The organism is Amycolatopsis lurida, assembly GCF_900105055.1.
GTDB classification, from domain to species: domain Bacteria; phylum Actinomycetota; class Actinomycetes; order Mycobacteriales; family Pseudonocardiaceae; genus Amycolatopsis; species Amycolatopsis lurida.
On record NZ_FNTA01000004.1, the window covers coordinates 310299 to 329995 of the forward strand.

Sequence of the window (19697 nt, forward strand, 5' to 3'; positions counted from 1 at the left end):
GAGGGCGATCAGAACAGCGGAGGCAGGAACGCACCGAAGTTTCCGCCGGCGGCCCGATCGGCCGGATCCGGGTCCACCTGAACCGAGTCGGGGTTCCGCGGGTCGTAGGTGACCTTCACCGTCGAGCCGCGGGCGGGGGCCTGCAGCGGCGGAGTGATCATCGTCGTGATGACGGTCCGCTCGCCGTCGTCCGTGGGGAACCGGACCTGCACGGTGAACCTGGGATTCCCCATCACCCAGATGTTCGTGAACTCGACGCCGAGCACCTCTCCGAGCACCTGCCTGCCGGTCTGAGCGAGTGCCTGCGCGCGGTCGTCCGCCTCCGCCTTGGTGACGAACGCCCGTCCCAGCACCATGATCATGACCAGCGCGGTCACCCCGGCCACCGCCGGAACGAGGTACGGCTCGTAGTAGACGATCCAGTCCACCTCGGTCCACGGTTCGGACGGCAGCCGCTTCCCCACCGCCTCGGGCGGCGTCCAGGACGGGATCGCGACGCCGCTGCCCAGCGCGATGCCGAGGGACGCGGCGAGACTGCTCGCCCGGAAGCCGATGCCCATCCCGCGCAACGACATCCCGCCGCCCCACAGCATCGCGAACCCGAGTGACGAGGCCACCGTGATCGAGACGCTGAAGAACAGGACGAGCGAAACCGCCGGGCCCGCGTCGGGCCCCCACGCGTCGACGCGGTTCAGCGACATCAACCGGAAGCCGTCCAGCAGCCCGAGGGCGCCCGACCAGCCCACCGCCGCCCAGGCGAGCGTCGTCGGCACGCCGAGCAGCCAGAGCCGCAGACCGGGGCGGCGGGCCTGCCGGGGGTCTCCCGGCAGGCCGAACTCGAAGGTCCCGAACATCGCCTGCCGCCTAACCGATCGGGCCGAACACGGCGATCTTCGCCGGGTCGGCGGGGTCGACGCGGGCTTCGTGGCGGGTGCCCGGCGCGTACTGCTGAATCGTCGCCAGCGGCGCGATCAGCTGCGTCACCGTCCGGTAGGTGGTGCCGTCGGCGCGGGTGACCTCGAGCGTCGCGGTGTACTGCGCCTGCCCGGCGATCCTCCGGCCGGTCGGCTCCAGCTCGCGGACCACCAGGGTGGCGGGCTCGCAGGTGTCGTAGAGCCGCCGCAGTTCGGTGCCGTAGGCCTGGAGTTCCTGCTGCTGACGCAGTTGCTCGTCCATCGGCAGCGCCAGGAACGCCGCCATGTCCGGGTCGGCGTTGAGGCTCCGGAAGGCCTGCGCGGCCAGCTGCGGCGTCGGCAGCTGCGGGGTGATGTCGTGCCCCTGCGCGGCGGCGGCCTGCCGGAACTGTTCCGCGTGGCGGTGGAAGTCCTGCTCACCCCGCGCCATGCCCTGCTGTGTCGCGTCGTTGATCTTGTCGCGGATCTTCTTGAACATCGGGTGCCGCCTTTCGCCGTGTCGTTCGTGCTGGACACAGCTTCGGCGGGCCGTCCCGCTACCGAACCCAGGTTTTCCCGTCGTCGGTCGCGTCGAGGCAGGTCAGCGGCGCCCAGAAGACCGGTGAGGCCGCCGGTTCGGGCTGTTCGCGCCAGCGAGCGAGCCGGGTCCGCTGCCAGGCGCACAGTTCGGTGACCGGATCGTCCCCGGCGAGCGCGGTGTCGACGGCGATGACGAGTTCGGACATCGGGTCCGAACCGGGCACCGCGGCCGAAGTCGGCAACGCCCAGACCGTGGCGGCGACCAGTCCCGCTCCGGCCGCGACCGCGGCGAGCAGCACACCGAACGGTTCGGCGAGACCGAAATCGCTCGCGCTGGCGCAGCCGATCAGCGCCACCCGCGCGGGCATGCTGTCCATTTCGGACAGTGCGAGGTCGGCGGCGGTGAACGGCCGGTGCGTTCCGATCGGCGCGGCCGTGCCGGGAAGATCGGCGGAACAGGACAGATGCAGCGCGGTCTGCGCGCCGTACTCGTCGCGGACCCGGCTGACGTGCCCGACGAACACCAACCGGGAACAGGGGCCCGCGAGCAGTTCGGCGAGCAGACGGCGGTCGGTGTCGGTGCGGCGGACCAGCTCGAGCCCGGTGGCGGCGGCGGGCAGGACCGGGCCTTCGGCGAGCCGCTCGTCGAGATGGCGGATCAGCGGCGACGACGGATCCTGTTTGCCCAGTACGGAACCCAGCTCGCCGAACGCGCTTTGACCCGGGATACGCGGGTCGAGCAGGTAGACGGGCGGGCCGTCGGCGGCGGGCGGACGGCGCGGGATCGCGGCCGGGGCGAGCAACGAGACGTCGGCGACATCGAGAACGCGCTCGTCACTGTCGAAACAGCTGCCGATCTCGTCGATCTCGAGGACGTGATCGGCCCGCCTGTCGGGCAGCGCCAGCAGTCCCCACGGAACACCGGCCAGGCTCGGGGACGGCTGGATCCGCAGGAGCGGGCGGGTTCCATCGTCGGCGGCGCGCCGGAGCCGCTCGACCAGATCCGCGGGCAGGAGGTTGAGGGCGAGGACGCGGGCCAGGCGTTGTTCGCCATCGAAGCTGCCGAAGGCGTCCGCGCTCAGTGAGCGACGGACGGCGTCGGCCGCGCTCTCGCCTTCGCGTGGTGTGGGCGACGCGGCGTCCAAGAACTGGCGAGCGGTCCCGACCAGGGCGAATTCGATCGGATGGGTGTGGACGGTGTCGAGGTCCTCGGTGGTCCGCCAGGTGAGGAAGGTGTGGCCGGCGTCGGCGTAGCGCAGGAGGAACGTCTCGCGTCCGGGCTTCGCGGACGGCCAGGTCTCGACGGTTTCGGCGACCGTGCCGGGCAGCTGATACCGCTCGGCGGCGAGGCGGAGCCACGGGTCCAGCTCCATGGGCGACGAGGGTGACCAGCGCAGCGCGGGCGGCGGGGCGAGCCGCAGCGGAAGCGACGACGTCACGGAACCCAGCGCCGCCAACGGAAGCCCTTCGGCGACCGGACGCACTTCGAGGGTGGGCAGCGAGCCGGTGAGATCCAGCGAGCGCCCCTCCGCGCCCGTGTACGCCCCGACGGCGCAGGTGCGCTCGATCAGTTCCGCCGCCAGCCTCGGCTCTTGGAGCTGCCCCAGCAGCGCCATCAGCATTTCCGTCGCCGGACCGGCGACTTCGCGCGCCCAGGCCGTGCGTGCCTGCGGCGAAGTGAACTCGAACCGGTACTCCGCCGCCGCGAGGGCGAGCGGGAGCAGCAGATCCAGCACCGAGCGCAGATCTTCGCCGTGGGCGAAGCCGATCGTGGCCGCCACGAAATCCGTGTGCAGACGGTCCGACCAATCCCCCGATGTCCGCGCCGACTCCCGGGCGCGGGTCACGTGGTCCCTCGCCGTCGCCCAGTCACCTTCGGCCATCGCGCACCGGGCCAGCGCCACGTCGAGACGCCGCAGGCCCGGAACGTCGGCGTTGGCCGTCCAGATCTTCCCCGCGTGCTCGAACTGGTCCCTCGCCTGCGCGACATCCCCCGCGAACAGCAGCAGGGTGCCCAGCGCGTGACTCGCCTCCGCGACATCGCCGTTCAGTCCCGCTTCGACGAGTTCGTCACGGGCGGCGACGATCGTGGCGACCGCACCGGGGAAGTCGCCGCCGAACGCCCGGTCCGCCGCCAGCTCGATGCTCGCCCAGGCGGCCAGTGGACGGCCTTCGTGCTGGGCGCTCAGCCGCAGCAGATCCGCGCGCGCGTCGGCGTCTTCACCACCCGTCTGGCGGACGCGGGCCCGCTCGGCGCGCGCCATCGCTTGCAGGGCCGCCACTTGCCCGCGGATCTCGTCGATCTCCGCGAGGGCGTCCAACGCCGTCAGGATCTCCTCGATCGCGGCCCGCGCGCCCGCCATGTCCCCGGCGGCGATCTGGACGCGCACGTCGAAGATCCGCAGTTCCAGCTCGTCCGCGCCGTACACGTCGAGCAGCTCGGGCGGGTACTGGTCCGGCCCCTCTTGCTTGCGCAGCGCCGCCCGGCGGCGTTGCCCGGCGATCAGCTCACGTGCCTTGGCGATGTCGCCTTCCTCCGTGTGCAAGGAGATGAGCACGCGCTCGGCGACCTCCCGGGAGCCTTCGATCATCCGGATTTCGGTGTACTGTCCGTAGTGGACGATGGCGGCCGTGCTCACCTTGAAGGCCTGAAGCACGGCTTCGGCGCATTGTCTCGCGTTGCGCAGATCGCCCGCGGAATAGCAGACGGTGGCCAGATCGCTGACCGCGGCGAGGTCCAGATCCGTCCGGTCGAGCCGCTGCGCGATCTCCCGCATCTTGCCGTACGTCCGATGCGCGCCGGCGACGTCCCGGGTGACGGCGAGCCGTTTGGCCTTGTCCTGGAGCTTGACCGCGTCGGCGAGCAGCTTCCGGTACTGGCGTTCGGACAGCGAGCACGCGTGCAGTTCGCCGTACGGCGCCGGATCGAGGCCGAAATACCGTGCGACACAACGACAGTTGTAACCATGCGAGGTCGCGGGCCCCAATTCGGGCGGAAGCGGCCGGTCCGGTCGATTCCGGGGCGGTGGCATGCCGACGAGCACGTCAGAACTCCTCATCGGCGGAAGCGGCCGCCGCCCGTTCGGCGAGCGTCCTGGCCTCCGGCGGGCGGGCCCGCACGAGCGCGACCACTTCCGCCCGGTCTCCCGCCGTCGTGCCGGCGACGCCTTCCCCCGCAACGCCGACGACGACGGCTAGCTGTCCACTGTGGACACGAGCGGTGAGCCTGGTCGCGGTCTCGTCCAGCTCCGCCGTACCGGAGAACCGTCCGGCGCCCAGTTCGAGCGGCACCTCCGCGAACGGCTCGCCCGCGTGACTCGCGAACGCCGCGATGGCCGCGTCGGCGAACGCGCCCGCGACGACGACTTCGAGTCTCGTGGCGGCCGCGGCCGCGACGATCCGCCAGGTCACCGTGTCCTCACCGGCGTCCAGGATTCCCGGTGGCACGCGCGCCCAGTCGACACTCGCGCGTCCGGTCGCCAGTACGCCTTCGCCGGGTGCGAGCGGATCGAGGCCCGCGGCCAGCGCGTACTCACGTTGGCCGGGTGTCGCCATTTCAAGCCGTGCCGACACTTCGGCCGCCGCCTCGGCGCGCACGACGTCGTCCTGATCGTCGAACCAAGCCGCGAGACGAGTGCACGATTCCCGGGCGTCGCCGGCGACCGGGACCGCGGCCGCCAGAAGGGCGCCGTCCGCGATCGCCGCGTCGAACAGCTCGGCCGGGGAGGCTTCGAAACCGTCGAGAAGGCCTTCGGCCACGCTCTCGACATCGGCCGTCGCGACCGCCGTTTCGAGGTCCAGCAACGCCGGATCCAGCGAAGGGATTCCGAGTGACGGGCCCGCGGGCCACCAGCGACGGAGCCACAGCAGCAAGGCGAGCCTGCCGAGTTCCGCCCGGGCGGCGACTTCCGCTTGGCCTTGGCCGAGTGCGAGGAGAGTGGCTTCCGCGCCGACGAGCCGGGTCAGCCACGGTTCGGCGGCTCCGGCGTCGGTGAGTTCGATGTGCATCGTCGTCGTCCGGCCGGCGAGGAGATCGGCCAGGGCGAAGCGGACGAGCGCACCGTCGGCCGCGATGACGGGAGTGTGCACCGGATGCGTCACGACACGGCCTCCAGCTCCGGCAGACGGGCCACGAGCGCACGCCGCACCTTCGTCCTCAGGTCCAATGAGGTCGAACGGACCACCCCGGTGACGAGGTCGCGTACGTCGGCGGCGTCGGCGGGCAGATCGCCGCGGACGTCGAAGCCGTGCAGCCGGACCCACAGCCTGCTGAGGAAATGCTTGGCGAACTCTCGAAGATCGCGCAGGAGTTCGGCGTCGGGCCGCGGAGTGAGCGGCGTGGCACCGGCCAGGGCCCGGCGAGCGTGCAGGACGTAACCCTCGCGGGCGACCTGCGCGTTGAGCTGCCGCGCGAATTCGGGAACACCGGCGGGCGCCGCGCCGTCGAGTGGCCGCAGCGCGGGCGCGAGGACGACACCAAGCGCGAAACACGCGGCCAGCGCGGGCAGGCCGAGCCCGAAGCCGGCGGCGACCCGGGTCAGTTCGTCGTCGACGAGCTCGGCGACAGGAGTCCGCTCGTCCGGAGGCAGCCGGCGCAGGGTCGCGCGCACCCGCCGCTCGACACTGCGTTCGAGGAGTTCGGAACCCGTTTCGTCGCCCCGGTTCAGCGGCGGGACGGCGGTGCGATCCCCGCGCTGCAGGCCGAGATCCGGTGCGCGAAGCCCTGAAATCTCTCGGACGACTTCGCTCAAGGCTCGGGCCCCGCCAGGCTCTCGCAGCATCAGCCCGAGAGCGTGCCCGGTCGCCGAATCGGCGAGAGCTCGCCAAGTGGAATCGGAAAGGCCGTCGACGAACGCCCGGAGCGCGGTGATGTCCTGCGATACGGCGGTTTCGGCGTGCCAGCGACGCCGCAATTCGGCGGTCAGCTCGGCCGAGTGCCGCGGATCCGAGAGATAGGAGGTGAGCTGATCGACGCCCACCGCGCCGCCCTCACCGTGCAGCTCCCGCAACGCCGCCGCGGCCGCCTCCGCCGCGTCCGGACCTGGCGAGCCGAAACCCGTCGCCAACTCGTATGCCAGCGGGAAACACACGTCCTGGACGTTGCCCGCGGTGATACGCAGGGCGCGGCGCTGCCGTTTGAGGTGGGTGAACCACGCGGCCGTCGCGCGCAGCCTGTCGGCATCGGCCAGCAGCACTTCCGTCAACTCCACCGCCGTGACCGCGTCCAGCACGGGACGACCGAGCCGGGGGCGCGCCGCGGTGCGGACGACCAGCGGGTCGATGATCTTCTTGATCGTCCGGGTCAGCGGGCCGCCGTCGGCCGAGGACAGGACTTCCACACCGGGGATGCTCGCCCATGCCTGCGCGAGAACGGCCGACCGCAGCCGGGACTCGCCCGATCCCCTCGTCACTCGCCCTCCCCGTCTCCGGCCGCAACTCTATCCGAGAGACCGTTCGGCCTAACTTTTGTCCATTCTGTACATACTTTCGTTGACTTCGTCCGAAAGTCCTCTTAGGTTCAGCGTCGTCACAGAGGTGCTCCGCCGCCGACCCGAGGAGCAACGATGCTTCCGTCCGTCCGCAAGCGCTTCAACCGGACCATCGTCGCCTCGTTGGCGCTGGTCACGGCAGTGTCCGGGCTGGTCACAGCCCCGGCAGAAGCGGCCATTCCACCCCAGCAACCCGGTGTCACGCTCCGCACGTACGACCTGCAACGCGAGCTCACCAAGCTCTGCGCGATCAAATCCGGCCAGACTCCCAACGTCGACAAGCTGATGCCGACGATCAACTGGACCACCACCGCCGACTTCGGGCTCAACGAGCAGTTCGTCTCCGAGGTCATCGGCAACATCAACGTCACCACCGCCGGGCAGTACGAATTCCGGCTCACCAGCGACGACGGCTCCCGGCTCCGGATCGACGGCCAGACGGTGATCAACCACGACGGCTTGCACGGGGCGACTCCCGCGACCGGTTCGGTCCAGTTGAGCACCGGCTATCACGCGCTGCGGATCGACCATTTCGACAATCTCCACGACCAGCAGGTCACCCTCGAATGGCGGCCGCCGGGCGCGACGGACTTCGCGCTCGTCCCGAATTCGGTGCTCAGCACCGACGCCGACGTCGTCCGGGTGACCTCGCCGGGGCGCAAGGATTGCGAGGGCGCCACGGACTCGCCCGGTGACGGCTTGCCGCTCAACGGCGTCCACCCCGGCTTCACGCTGACGAACCTGCGTCCCGACGGATTCCAGCCGCAGGTCACCGGCATGGATTGGCTGCCGGGCGGACGGCTCGCCATCGCCACCTGGGGCGGTTCCGACAAGACTCTCGGCGAGGTCCACCTGCTGAGCAACGTCAGCGGGAACACCGACCCGAGCAAGGTCCGCACCCAGCGCGTCGCCAGCGGGCTGAAGGAACCCATGGGCGTCAAGTACGTCGACGGCAAGCTGTACGTGTCGGAGAAGACGCGGCTCGTCGAACTGAACGACACCACCGGTGACGGCGTGACCGACGACTACCGCACCGTGGCCACGTGGCCGTTCGGCGGCAACTTCCACGAGTTCGCGTTCGGCCTGCTGTACAAGGACGGCTTCTTCTACGCCAACCTTTCCGTGTCCATCAACTACGGCGGCGCCACGACCGATCCGCAGCCCGCGCCGAACCGCGGCACCACGATCAAGGTCGAAAAGGCCACCGGCAAGGTTTCCTACGTCGCCGGCGGGTTGCGCACCCCGCACGGCATCGGCTGGGGACCGGAAGGCGACGTCTTCGTCACGGACAACCAGGGCGGCTGGCTGCCGGCGAACAAGCTGGTGCGGGTCAAACAGGACCGGTTCTTCAATCACTACACCAATCCCCCGGGCCCGTTCGACTCGAAGCCCGTCACCGCGCCCGTGTTGTGGTTGCCGCACAACGAGATCGCGAACTCACCGAGCAATATGGTGATGCTGTCGCAGGGCCCGTTCGCCGGGCAGATGGTGTACGGCGACGTGACCTACGGCGGGCTTCAGCGAGCGTTCCTGGAGAAGGTCAACGGCGAGTACCAGGGCGCCGTTTTCCGCCTCACGCAAGGACTCGAGTCGGGTGTCAGCCGGATCAGCCTCGGCCCCGACGGCGCGATCTACACCGGCGGGATCGACGGCGGCGGGAACTGGGGCCAGCCCGGCAAACTCGCCTACGGCCTCCAGAAGGTGACGCCCAACGGCACGAACGCCTTCGACATCCGGGCCATGCGGGCCGTCGCGGGCGGATTCGAGCTGGAGTACACCCAGCCGCTGTCGGCCGAGACCGCGCAGAACCTCGCGGCGAAGTACCAGGCTCAGCAGTGGCGCTACCAGCCGACTCCCGCGTACGGCGGACCGAAGATCGACGAGCAGACCCTGTCCGTCACGTCCGCGAGCCTGTCGGCCGACCGCAAGAAGGTCACCCTGCAGGTGGCGGGGCTGAAGGCCGGGCACGTGGTCCACGTGCGGTCACCGCGGCCGTTCGCGGCGGAGTCCGGTGCGGCGCTGTGGAGCACCGAAGCCTGGTACACGTTGAACTCGCTGGTCGGTGGGCCTGCGGCGAGCACCACCTACGAGGCCGAGCGGGCCGCGCTGACCGGTGGCGCCGGGACGAACGCGAACCACGCCGGCTACACGGGCACCGGGTTCGTCGACGGCTACTGGAACCAGGGCGCCGCGACGACGTTCACCGTGAACGCGCCGAAGTCCGGCGCCTACAACGCGGCCTTGCGCTACTCGAACGGCCCGGATCCGGCGCCGGGGACCAAATCGGTGACCGTCTACGTCAACGGGACGAAGGTGAAACAGGTCCGGCTCGCCAGTACCGGCAACTGGGATACCTGGAACACTCAACCCGAGACGCTGAACCTGAAAGCCGGGTCGAACACGATCTCCTACCGTTACGACACGGGCGACGCGGGCAACGTCAATCTCGACAGTCTCACCCTGACCGAGTCGAAGCGTGTCCAGTTGTTCAAGGGGACCGATCTGAACGCGTGGGAGAAACGCGCGGGCGGTGCGGCGACCTGGCCGGTGACCGGCGGTGCGATGGAGTCGAACGGCGGGGACATCCGCACGAAACAGCAGTTCGGTGATTTCCGGCTGCACGTCGAGTGGAACGAGCCGAACTATCCGCCCGAGGTCACCGGACAGGCCAGGGGCAACAGCGGCGTCTATCTCCAGGAACGCTACGAACTGCAGGTGCTCGAATCCTTCGGGGACACCACGCTCGCCGACAACGAAGCGGGCGCGATCTACTCGAAGAAGGCACCTGACCGGAACATGGCGACGGCTCCCGGCACCTGGCAGACCTACGACGTCACGTTCCGCGCGGCACGGTTCGACGGTGCCGGGAACAAGACCGACAACGCCCGCGTGACCGTGGTCTGGAACGGCGTCGTCGTCCACAACGACGTCGCGATCGACGGCGGGACGGGCGACAGCATCCCGGAAAGCGCGGCGCCGGGCGCCATCCGGTTGCAGGACCACGGGGATCCCGGTGAGAACCCGCGGTTCCGCAACATCTGGATCGAGCCCATCGGCTAGGACGGCGCTGTCCCGAGTACATGAAGGCCCCCTTCCTTGCGCCCAGGTACAGGAAGGGGGCCTTCATATACCTGGGTGGGCAAGGGGGTCTTAGGTACGTACTGCCGGTGCGCGAACGGCGGTTTCGCGTGATTGGACGGACGACACCCGTGTTGGGATGGACGACACGCGTGATTGGACGGACGACACGCGGCGGCGCCCGGCCGCGCGTCGTGTCGTCCGTCCAGTCACGCGTGTCGTCCGGTCGGTCACGGGACAACGCCTGCTGGACTCGTGAGTGATCCGGGTCGTCGGAACGACCTGGATCGCTCACGATCAACCTGCCTCAGCGGTGGCAGGGGCCGAGGTCCACTCCGCCGGTGGCCTGCCCGGTGGTGACCGGAATCGGTGTGGCGGAAGCGAAATCGGCCGCGTCGCGATACCAGCACTCGGAAGTGGTGTAGTACCTGATCTTGACTTTCCCCGTGGTGAGGCCGTTGACGGTGTACTGCCCGTTCGAGTCCGGCGTGGTCCAGTCGACGATGTCTCCGGTGCGCGCGTTGTAGGTGTACACGTACCCGAAGGTGGGCCTGCCGTCCGCGCCGAGGATCCGTCCGGTGACCGAGCCGTTCGGCACGAGCGCGGCGTTCTCGGTCACCGTCGCGCCGGGCCGCACCCGCACCGGACGGGCGGCGAACCGGTCCGCGGCTCCTCCCGACCACTGCCACGCGTAGTCGCCTCGGGACGAGGCGAACTCGAGCGGCCACTGGTACGGACCGAGGCCCTTGATCGTGTAGGTGCCGTCGTTCCGGCTGCAGTTCACGTCGAAGCGGAAGCCGATCCGGGGATCGACCGCGTACGGGTAGACGCAGACGCCGCCCACCGCGGCCGACGTGGCGCGATCGGTGACCTTGCCGGTGATCGTCCCGGCGGGATCCATCTTGATGTCCGGCGTCGTGACCACCTTGCCGAGTTCGGCGGTGACCGTGCGGGCCTGCCCGATGTCGCCGGTGCCGCCGTCCGGCCCGGCCCACTGCATGCCGTAACGCTCGTCCAACGACTTGACCAGCAGCTTGTACGCGCCGGGCTCGATCGGCCCGATCACCAGCTTCCCGTTCTCGTCACTGCAGTGGTACAGGTAGTCGGCGTCGAGGACACCGACGACCGGAAGGGCGTAGGTGTCGACGCAGACCCGCGCCAGCGGTGCCTTGGTCTTCGCGTCCCGCACGGTGGTCACGATCGAAGCGGCGGGTTTCATCGACGCCCGGAATTCGGTGGTCTCTCCCGGAGTCAGGTGCACCCGCTCCCAGTTCACCGGTCGATAGGAACCGTCCGGCCCCCAGACGCTCAACGAGTAGTAGCCGAACGGCGGCATGTCCTCGTAGAGCATGACGCCGTCCGCGCCGGCGCATTTCCGCAACTGCGGCGGATGCCCTTGCTCGACCTGCGAGCACGCACCCGCGACGGGCGCGCCGGTTTTCTCGTCCGTCGCGACCACCCGGAGCTTCCCGTACGGCGCGATGGCCTCGTCGACGACGGCGACCTGCTCATCGGCGACGGCGAAGGTCTCCGCCTCCGGGAAGCTCGCCTTCTGCCGGATCCATTGCGTGCGATCGCCGTAGGTGATCGCCATCGTGTAGGTATCCGCTTTCACGCCGTCGAACGAGTAGGTGCCGTCCGCCGCGGTGAGGACCGTCGACCACCACCGCTGGTTCTGGTCGGTGAGGCTCACCGACGCCCCCGCGGCGGGTTTTCCCTGGTCGGTGATCTGCCCGCGGACGGTCGCCGTGCCGTTCCGCAACCCGAAGTCCAGTCCGTGCGGCAGGTCCACTACCTCGGCGGCGAGCGCGCTTCCCCTGTTGTACGCCCAAAGCTCGGCGTATCCGGCGGCGGTCGCGCGTGCCTTGTACTTGCCGGGCACGACGCCGGTGATCTCGTAGCGGCCGTTCGTGCCCGCGCACCCCGACCCCGTCTCCTTCAGGTCGAGATCGAACAGCGTCACGCACGCTCCGGCGATCGGCTCTCCGGAGTCCGCGGCTTTGACCACCCCGGACACGATTCCCTCGTCGGCGACCGCCGGTCCCGTCGTCAGCAGGGCCGCGATCGGTATGGCGGCGGCCAGGAACAGTGCTCTCTTCATCGGAAGCTCCCCTCAGTGTCGCGCCAACGATGGCGCCGGGGAGCCGCGGTGTCTGCGTCATCTGACACAGACGAAGCTCAGGCCGCCTCCGCCGCCAGGACCTCGCGGGCGACGAGCACACCGCCGACGAAGCCCACCGGCATCACGATCAGCGCGGCGAACGGGATCAGGCACAGCAGCGACACGGGCAGCCCCAGCCCGAGGGCGAGCGCTCTGTGCCGGCGCAGCAGCGGCCGGCGCTGCTTCAAGCCCATCCCGCGCCGGTAGAACGGCACGGCGATCAGCTCCAGCGCCAGGAACCACGCCGTCACCAAGGCCAGCAGGACCGGCACGACCGTTTGCCCCACCACCGGAATGAAGCCCGCGAACAGGAGCGGGATCGTGAACATCAGCGAACGGAACACGAGAGCGAGACCGTCTTTCAGGCCCAGCACCAGCAACCGCCACGCCGAGAGGTCCACCGCTCCGGGCACGCCACCGAGGTCGTCCTCGACCTTCTCGGCGATGTGCTCGTAGAACGGCCCGCCGACGGCGAGGGTGATCGCCGTGAACCCGATCATCGCGATGGCCAGCGCGACCCCGAACACCGCGATACCGGCCGCCACCCGGGTCGTCGTCCGCCAGCCCGGCGACCAGTCGTCGGCGAACGGGGTGATCAGCAGCGAGAGATCATCGATCCAGAACGCCAGCGCGACGATGCCGCCGATCAGCAACAGCGTGGTCAGCAACGCGGGCAGCGCGCCGATCAGCAGCAGTCTCGGCGACCGCAGAAGGATGCCCAGGCCTTGCCCGAACATCCGGAAACCCTTGAAGAAATCCCGCATCGGACATTTCTACCAGTGGCCCCGGCCCTCAGGGCACCCGCAGGCACTGGCCGGGGTTGAGCAGGTTCCCCGGCGCGTACCGGGCCTTGGCGTCGGCGAGTTTCGGCCAGGCGTCGCCGAAGTGCGCGCGCCAGTCCTCTGTGGACATCGGCAGCGCGTTCGACGGGTAGACCTTTCCGTCCAGCTCGCGTGCCTTCCGGTAGAGGTCCACATTGAGCTCCAGCAGGCGGGCGTTGTGCAGCGGATCGCGGGGCGAACCGACGCGCAGCGGCGAGAACAGCCAGGAGATCTCCCCCGGCGGCACGGTGAACAGCGGAGTCTTCAGTCGGTCGTTGCGCACCGGGTAGAGCAGCACCAGCCCCGTGGCACCCAGTTCGGGTTCGCCGGTGGCGGCGAGGGTTTCGGCGACGAACCGCTCGACCGTGTCGTCGGTGAGGAACACGTTCAGCCACGGATGCGGATGGAACCAGCTTCCTTCCGCCCGCAGGGCCGCCTCCCCGTCGGCCATCCGGTTCAGGAAGTCGAAATACCCCGTGTCCTCGTCTTCGGACTCGCCGAAACCGAGCGAGTCCAGCAACGCGTCCTCGTCCGGCCCGGCGGGCGGCGAGTAGTAGGCCACCGCCTCCAGCATGTACCTCCACCCGTCGCCGACGGGGATCAGCTGACCCTCCACGTAGTCGAAACGGCCGTCACGGACAACGGCGCGCTGGTCCGCCAAGAACGCCGGAAGCGAGTCGTAGTAAAGCTTCCACCGCCGGGCGCGTGCCGGGGCCGGGCTCAGCCGCAGCGTCGCGCGAGTGATCACCGCGCATTGCCCCAGGCCGCCGAGGACGGCGTCGAACAGGTCCTCTTCGTTCTCGCGTGAGCAGGTGAGCACCTCTCCGGCACCGGTGACGACCTCCAGTTCCACCACGCCGTCGGTCTGCGTGCCGTGGTGGTGAGTGGCGCCGCCGATCCCGCCGACCACCAGGGTGCCGGCGACGGTCAGCTCGAGATAGTCGGTGAGCACCGGAGGCGCCAGCCCGTGCGGCAAGGTCGTCTCCAGCACCTCCCGCCAGCGGGCGCCCGCGTCCACCGACACCACGTCACCGGTGACCACCCTGCGCGGCGGCAGTGAGGTCATGTCCAGCAGGATCCCGCCCTCGACCTGCCCCTGCCCGTACGGCGAATGCCCGGCCCCGCGGGCGGCGACCGGCAGTTCTCGCGCGGCGGCGAACCTGAGCACAACGGCGACGTCGGTCACCGAGGCCGGCCTCACGACCAGCCCCGGCCTGGTGTGGATCAGGTTCCCCCAGTCCTTTCCCGCGACGGACAAGGCGGCTTCTCCGGTGAGGATCTCTCCGGCGATGGCGGGCAGGATCTCGTCGGTCATGCCCGCACGCTACCGAGCGCGGGCGGACATAGGCGATTTTCACCGACGCGAACCCCGGTGTCCCGCTGCGAGATTGGTGGCGTGACGAACACCTTGGCACCGACGCGGCGAGCCCGCGGCACCGTGCTGGCCGCGGCACCGCTGACCATCATGGCCGCGGCGATCATCGCGCCCAGCCTGCCCGCGATGCGGGAGGTCTTCTCCGGTACACCCGGCTCCGATCTTCTCGTGCGGCTGACGCTGACCGTGACCTCCCTCGCGATCGCGATCAGCGCGCCGCTGTCCGGCATCGTCGCCGACCGCGCCGGACGCCGCCCTCTGCTCTTGACGGGCCTCGGCCTCTACGCGATTTCGGGTACGGCCGGATTCTTCGTCGACGACCTCTTTCTGCTGTTGGTCACCCGGGTGGGGCTCGGCTTCGCCGTCGGCGGGATCATGACGGCGGTCAGCACCCTGATCACCGACTGGTTCTCCGGCGAGCGCCGCGCCTCGTTCCTCGGGTTGCAGCAGGCTTTCGCGAGTCTCGGCGGGGTCGTCTTCCTCCCCTTGGCGGGAGTGCTGGCCACCGTGAGCTGGCAGGCGCCGTTCTGGATCTATTCGGTCTCGGTGATCGTGGCGATCTTCGCGATCACGTCCCTTCGAGAGCCGGTCCGGAGCAGTCCAGCGGCCGGTGAGAGCGAGCGGACCCGGCTGCCCGCTCGCGTCGTCGGCGTCTACGTCCTCGCGTTGGTGGTGACGCTCGCCTTCTACATGGCGCCGACGCAGTTGCCCTTCCTGCTGGAGGGGTTCGGCAGCGGTCCCGCGGTCGTCGGGGCCGTGGTCGCCGGGAGCACGCTGACCAGCGTCGCCGGTGCGCTGGTGTTCCCCCGCCTGCGTGAGCGCTTGAGCCCCACGGCGATCACCACCGCGAGCGTCGCGCTCATGGGCGCGGGCTGGCTGGTGATCGGCACGGCGGGCACCGTCGCCCAGGTCGTGGCCGGGTTGCTCGTCGGAGGATTCGGGGTCGGCCTCGTCGTCCCGAACCTCAACCTGCGCCTGGCCGACCTCGCCCATCCCGCGCATCGCGGCCGCGTGCTCAGCGGCCTGGTCGCCGGGATCTTCCTCGGGCAGTTCCTGTCCCCTCTCGTCGTCCAGCCACTCGTCCAGGGCATCGGCATCGCCGGCGCGTTCACCTGGACCGGTGTCGCCCTGGGCGCTGGAGCGGCACTCGCCGCTCTCCTCCCGAACCGGAACAACGGAAAGGAATCACGATGATCTACCACGGCAACCGTTTCACTCTGCGCCCCGAAGCCTCCCCGGAGCAGGTCGAAGAAGCCTTGGAAAGCCTCCGCAACCAGGGCCGGGTCATCCCGTCGGTGAAGTCCTTCGTCGTCGGCCGCGATTTCGGCGGTGACTACGAATGGGGCGCCGTCTTCGCGATCGAAGACCTCGACGGGTACTGGGAGTACCTCATGCACCCGGCGCACCGGAACACCGACCGGGTCGGGCTGCCGCTGGTCGACCGGTTCGCGTCCTTCGACGTCACCGACGACCCGGATCCCGAGATGGGCGCGAAGATCGCCGAACTGCACCAGCGTCGCTACGACAACGACGCCGAACTCACCTCGCTGATCTCCGATCTCGGCGAGTACTCGGGCAGCGCGGCGCCGGGAAAGCACGGATCGGCTTCAGCCACCGTCCGCGAGTGAGCCACTGCCGTCGGGGCCGGTCACGATCACCCGGGTGCTCACAGCGGTGCCGAACGGGACGATCGTGACCTGCCACGTCTGCGGTTCCCCGACTTCGATGGTCGCCTTCGCCCGCCGCACCAGGGCGGGGACGCGGTCGACCTCCAGCGCGCGGAGGTCGAACCGCGGCACCTGGGCGCCCGTCGGCGCGAAGACCACGGTCAACCGCCGGTCCTCGACGACCACGGTGATCACCTGCGAAACGTCCGCGGCCTGCGCCAGTGAGTCGATCGCCCGGCGCAACTCCCCTTCGCCCAGCAGGGATCTGTCGACGTCGACGGTCGCGGAGCCCGAGGAGGACGTGGTCACGCTGGACTGGGTCTCTTCCGTCCGGGCAGGTGCTTCGGGCGCGAACAGTTCCGCGCGGAACAGGAACAGCACGAGCCCCGCGCCGAGCAGGAACCCGAGGACGGCGAGCGCGGAGAACCCGCAGCCCTCCGGCGGTTCCTGCACCAGGCTGGACTCCGGAGCGGAGTCGATCGTGGCTTCGGCCGCGCGGCGTTCCCACGACGGCGGCGGCCGGTCCACGACCTCCGCCTTCCACGGCCGGTCCGGCGGGTACCGGACGACGAGGACGTCGCCCGGCCGGTAGTTCGGGATGTCGACCAGGTTGATGTGGTGGGCGACCTTCAGCCGGAACGTGGCCATACCGTCGGGGGCGACGGTGAAGACGAAGTCGACCGGGATGTCCCCGGTCTCGGTTCCCCCGGCGCGAAGGCTTTCGATCTTGGCGAGCGCGGCCACCGGAACGATCTTCGCCTCACCGGCACGTCGCGGTGCCCCGGCGAGGTGGAGCAGGATCCCGTAGACGATCGGGAGCCCGACACCGGTGACGATCAGCGGGACGTACTCGATGACGATGCCGGTGATGAACGCGCACAAGGTCGTCCCGCTGATGATCCCGGTCAGGAACCCGCGGACAAGGGTGAGCGGCATGGACACTCCAGAGCTCAGTTCGCGGACAGCCAGTCGCTGAGGGCGGGATGACGCCGCAGCGCCACGAAGATCTTCTTGTCATCGGCGGGTGAAGCCGGGTCGAACAGCACTTCCGCGCCGGCGATCGCGGTGTCGCCGGTGCGGCGGGTCACCCAGTGCCGGACGCCCGAGAGGTCGACGAAGGACACCGTCACATCCGCGCCGACGACCCGGGTGCCCGACTCGTCCCCGCCCATGCGCACCTTCACTTCGACGAGCTCGGCGGGCACCCGGCGGCCGTGCCGCAGCAACTGGTCCCTGGTGCGCGCCAGTTCGGCTTGGTGCCGGGAAACTCCGACGGCGTACCACAGGGCCAGCACCGTCAGGACGAGCAGGAACGCGGGCGCCCACAGGTCGGCGTAGTACAGGAACCACCCCCAGAACCCCCACTTTTCGTCCTCGTGGAAGACGGGGTCGACCGCCGTGCCGACGGCGAGCGGCGGAAGCCACGCTCGTGACGATTCCCAGAGGCCGAGCGTACTGGCCGCGAAAGCCAGCACGACCGGGAACGCCGGTCCCGGCCGCCGTCCTTGGTAGCGCCGCATCGCGGCTCGCGCGAGGTTGCCCGCGGCAAGACATCCGAGGAAGCCGAAAGTCCCCCAGACCGAGCTGTACGGCGGCTCGCCGTCACCGCGGTCGTCGAAAATACTGTCGATCGCCATCGTGCGGAACTCCTCGAGGAGTGCGCCGAATCCGTACCCGGTCAGGAAGCCGCAGACCAGGGTGACCAGCGAAGCCAGGATCGCGACCGCGAGCAGGCGGCGATCTCCGCGCCACCGCTCGATCCGGTCGTGCCGGGCCTTGGCCGGGTCCACCGTGTTCATCACGTCCACCTCCGTTCGTACCGCGCCCAGCCTCCGCCGGGCCCAGCGCTACCGAACCCAGGTTTCGACTTCCTAATCTCATTAGGCAATTTCCAAATGGACTATGGTACGGTGGCGACCATGGTGCGAGCGGGGCTGACGACGGAACGGGTGATCCGGGCGGGCGCGGAGCTTGCCGATGAGATCGGCTTCGAGCACGTGACCCCGACCGAGCTCGCGAAACGGTGCGGCGTCAAGACCGCGAGCTTGTACTCGCACGTGAAGAACGCCCACGAACTGAAGACCGAGATCGCCCTGCTGGCCTTGGCCGAACTCGCCGACCTCGCCGCCACCGCGGTGGCGGGCCTGGCGGGCAAGGACGCGCTGATCGCCTTGGCGAACGTCCACCGCGACTACGCCCTCGAACACCCGGGCCGGTTCACGGCAGCGAGGTTCCGGCTCGCCCCGGACAAGGCGGTCACCAGCGCCGGCGTCCGCCACGCCGAACTGACACGGGCGATCCTGCGTGGCTACGACCTCGCCGAACCGCATCAGACACACGCGGTCCGGCTGCTGGGCAGTGTGTTCAGCGGTTTCGTCGGCCTGGAGGCCGCCGGAGGTTTCAGCCACAGCACCCCCGGCTCACAGGAGAGCTGGACCGAAATCCTCGACGCGCTCGACGTCCTGCTGCGCGCCTGGCCCCGAACGAAATGAACGGAAGAATGCTCACGACCCCGATCACCGCCGGCCTCGTCCGCGGCGCGCTCGACCTCGAGTCCACCGAGCGCGGTGTACTCCCCCACCGGCTGCCCGCGCGGGCCAGGCGGCAGATCCCCGACGGCCAGCTGACCATGGCGGAATCACAGCCGTCCGGCGTGCGGCTGGTCTTCCGCACCGCGGCATCCTTCGTCGAACTCGACGTCCTGGCCACCAAACGGGTCTTCGTCGGCACCCCGCCTCGGCCCGACGGCGTCTACGAACTGTTCGTCGACGGCAGGCGCTCAGGGCAGGCGAGCGTGCCCGACGGCGACACGATCAGCGTCGACCTGGCGACCGGTGCCGCCCGGCACGAGCCCGGCCCCGTGCGCACCCTGCGGTTCGACGGCCTGCCCGGCCACGAGAAGACCGTCGAAATCTGGCTGCCGCACAACGAGACGACCCGCCTGGTCGCCCTGCGCACCGACGAGTCCGTCCACAGTGCACAGTCGAGCGACCGGAAGACCTGGCTGCACCACGGCAGCTCGATCAGTCACGGCTCCAACGCGACGACCCCGACCGGCACGTGGCCTGCCACGGCCGCGGCCCTCGCCGGGGTGGACCTGGTCAACCTGGGCTTCAGCGGCAGCGCGCTGCTCGACCCGTTCACCGCCCGCGCGATGCGGGACACGGCCGCCGACGTCATCAGCGTCAAGATCGGCATCAACGTCGTCAACGCCGACCTGATGCGGCTGCGCGCGTTCGGGCCGGCGGTGCACGGTTTCCTCGACACGATCAGGGAAGGCCATCCCGCCACGCCGCTGCTGGTCGTCTCGCCGATCCATTGCCCCATCCACGAACACACGCCGGGGCCGGGCGAGTTCGACCCGGACGCCCTGCGCGAGGGGAAAGTGCGCTTCAGGGCCACCGGTGATCCCGCGGAAACCGCCTCGGGAAAGCTGACCCTCACCGTGATCCGCGACGAACTCGCCCGCATCGTCAAGGAACGGAGCGTGACCGATCCGAACCTGCGCTACCTCGACGGCCTGGAACTGTACGGCGAGGCGGACCACGCCGAACTGCCGCTGCCCGACGCCCTCCACCCGGACGCGGCCACGCACCGGCTCATCGGAGAGCGCTTCGCGCGCCTGGCCTTCGACGCCGCGCTCACGTGATCACCGTTTGCTGTGCGCGTATCC

The 19697-nt window shown here is 69.8% G+C and carries 15 protein-coding genes; 5 read left to right on the forward strand and 10 right to left on the reverse strand.

Going from position 1 to position 19697, the window contains the following annotated elements; all coding sequences use genetic code 11:
- Positions 1 to 8: 8 nt before the first annotated feature.
- Genes BLW75_RS06740 through BLW75_RS06760 form a run of 5 tightly spaced genes read right to left on the reverse strand, consistent with a single transcriptional unit; the run spans position 9 to position 6844 of the window.
- A complete protein-coding gene (locus BLW75_RS06740) occupies positions 9 to 854 on the reverse strand; it encodes a DUF3592 domain-containing protein (protein WP_034316518.1) in 846 nt (281 codons plus the stop codon).
- 10 nt (positions 855 to 864) lie between these two features.
- Complete coding sequence (locus tag BLW75_RS06745; RefSeq protein ID WP_034316519.1) at positions 865 to 1392, reverse strand: hypothetical protein; 528 nt, start codon at positions 1390 to 1392, stop codon at positions 865 to 867.
- 58 nt (positions 1393 to 1450) lie between these two features.
- Positions 1451 to 4492 carry a hypothetical protein gene (locus BLW75_RS06750; RefSeq protein WP_241783823.1) on the reverse strand — a complete coding sequence of 1014 codons (3042 nt, stop codon included), beginning with the start codon at positions 4490 to 4492 and terminating at the stop codon, positions 1451 to 1453.
- Entirely contained in the window at positions 4479 to 5534 is a 1056-nt protein-coding gene (locus tag BLW75_RS06755) for a hypothetical protein (protein WP_034316521.1), read from the reverse strand. Before BLW75_RS06755 ends, BLW75_RS06750 begins: the two co-directional genes overlap by 14 nt.
- The gene (locus BLW75_RS06760) at positions 5531 to 6844 is read right to left on the reverse strand and encodes a hypothetical protein (RefSeq protein ID WP_034316522.1); all 1314 of its coding nucleotides are present in this window, start codon (positions 6842 to 6844) and stop codon (positions 5531 to 5533) included. The genes BLW75_RS06755 and BLW75_RS06760 overlap by 4 nt, the downstream gene beginning before the upstream one ends.
- Before the next feature lie 153 nt (positions 6845 to 6997).
- Between BLW75_RS06760 and BLW75_RS06765 the strand changes: the two genes are divergently transcribed.
- Positions 6998 to 9982 (forward strand): 3-keto-alpha-glucoside-1,2-lyase-like domain-containing protein, encoded by a 2985-nt coding sequence (locus BLW75_RS06765; RefSeq protein WP_034316523.1) that lies wholly within the window; start codon positions 6998 to 7000, stop codon positions 9980 to 9982.
- A 325-nt stretch (positions 9983 to 10307) separates the two neighbouring features.
- Here the strand turns inward: BLW75_RS06765 and BLW75_RS06770 are convergent, their stop codons facing one another.
- From BLW75_RS06770 to BLW75_RS06780, 3 genes are all read right to left on the reverse strand, one after another.
- The gene (locus BLW75_RS06770) at positions 10308 to 12101 is read right to left on the reverse strand and encodes a carboxypeptidase regulatory-like domain-containing protein (protein WP_034316524.1); all 1794 of its coding nucleotides are present in this window, start codon (positions 12099 to 12101) and stop codon (positions 10308 to 10310) included.
- A gap of 77 nt (positions 12102 to 12178) precedes the next feature.
- Entirely contained in the window at positions 12179 to 12925 is a 747-nt protein-coding gene (locus BLW75_RS06775; protein ID WP_034316525.1) for an EI24 domain-containing protein, read from the reverse strand.
- Positions 12926 to 12953: 28 nt separating this feature from the next.
- Entirely contained in the window at positions 12954 to 14297 is a 1344-nt protein-coding gene (locus BLW75_RS06780; RefSeq protein WP_034316526.1) for an FAD-binding protein, read from the reverse strand.
- A gap of 81 nt (positions 14298 to 14378) precedes the next feature.
- Between BLW75_RS06780 and BLW75_RS06785 the strand changes: the two genes are divergently transcribed.
- Together BLW75_RS06785 and BLW75_RS06790 are read left to right on the forward strand one after the other, a co-directional pair.
- On the forward strand, positions 14379 to 15551 hold the full coding sequence (locus tag BLW75_RS06785) for an MFS transporter (RefSeq protein WP_034316527.1): 1173 nt from the start codon (positions 14379 to 14381) through the stop codon (positions 15549 to 15551).
- Positions 15548 to 15985 (forward strand): Dabb family protein, encoded by a 438-nt coding sequence (locus tag BLW75_RS06790; RefSeq protein WP_034316528.1) that lies wholly within the window; start codon positions 15548 to 15550, stop codon positions 15983 to 15985. The genes BLW75_RS06785 and BLW75_RS06790 overlap by 4 nt, the downstream gene beginning before the upstream one ends.
- Here the strand turns inward: BLW75_RS06790 and BLW75_RS06795 are convergent.
- Positions 15965 to 16960 carry a hypothetical protein gene (locus BLW75_RS06795; protein ID WP_091596975.1) on the reverse strand — a complete coding sequence of 332 codons (996 nt, stop codon included), beginning with the start codon at positions 16958 to 16960 and terminating at the stop codon, positions 15965 to 15967. The two genes, BLW75_RS06790 and BLW75_RS06795, sit on opposite strands and share 21 nt — an antisense overlap.
- A 14-nt stretch (positions 16961 to 16974) precedes the next feature.
- On the reverse strand, positions 16975 to 17823 hold the full coding sequence (locus tag BLW75_RS06800) for a hypothetical protein (protein ID WP_034316602.1): 849 nt from the start codon (positions 17821 to 17823) through the stop codon (positions 16975 to 16977).
- A 120-nt stretch (positions 17824 to 17943) separates the two neighbouring features.
- Here BLW75_RS06800 and BLW75_RS06805 point away from each other — a divergent pair, with 120 nt between their 5' ends.
- Both BLW75_RS06805 and BLW75_RS06810 read left to right on the forward strand, forming a co-directional pair.
- Positions 17944 to 18516: a TetR/AcrR family transcriptional regulator gene (locus BLW75_RS06805; RefSeq protein WP_034316605.1), complete on the forward strand. Its 573-nt coding sequence runs from the start codon at positions 17944 to 17946 to the stop codon at positions 18514 to 18516.
- Between the two features lie 8 nt (positions 18517 to 18524).
- A complete protein-coding gene (locus BLW75_RS06810; RefSeq protein ID WP_091596978.1) occupies positions 18525 to 19673 on the forward strand; it encodes an SGNH/GDSL hydrolase family protein in 1149 nt (382 codons plus the stop codon).
- Positions 19674 to 19697 lie beyond the last annotated feature (24 nt).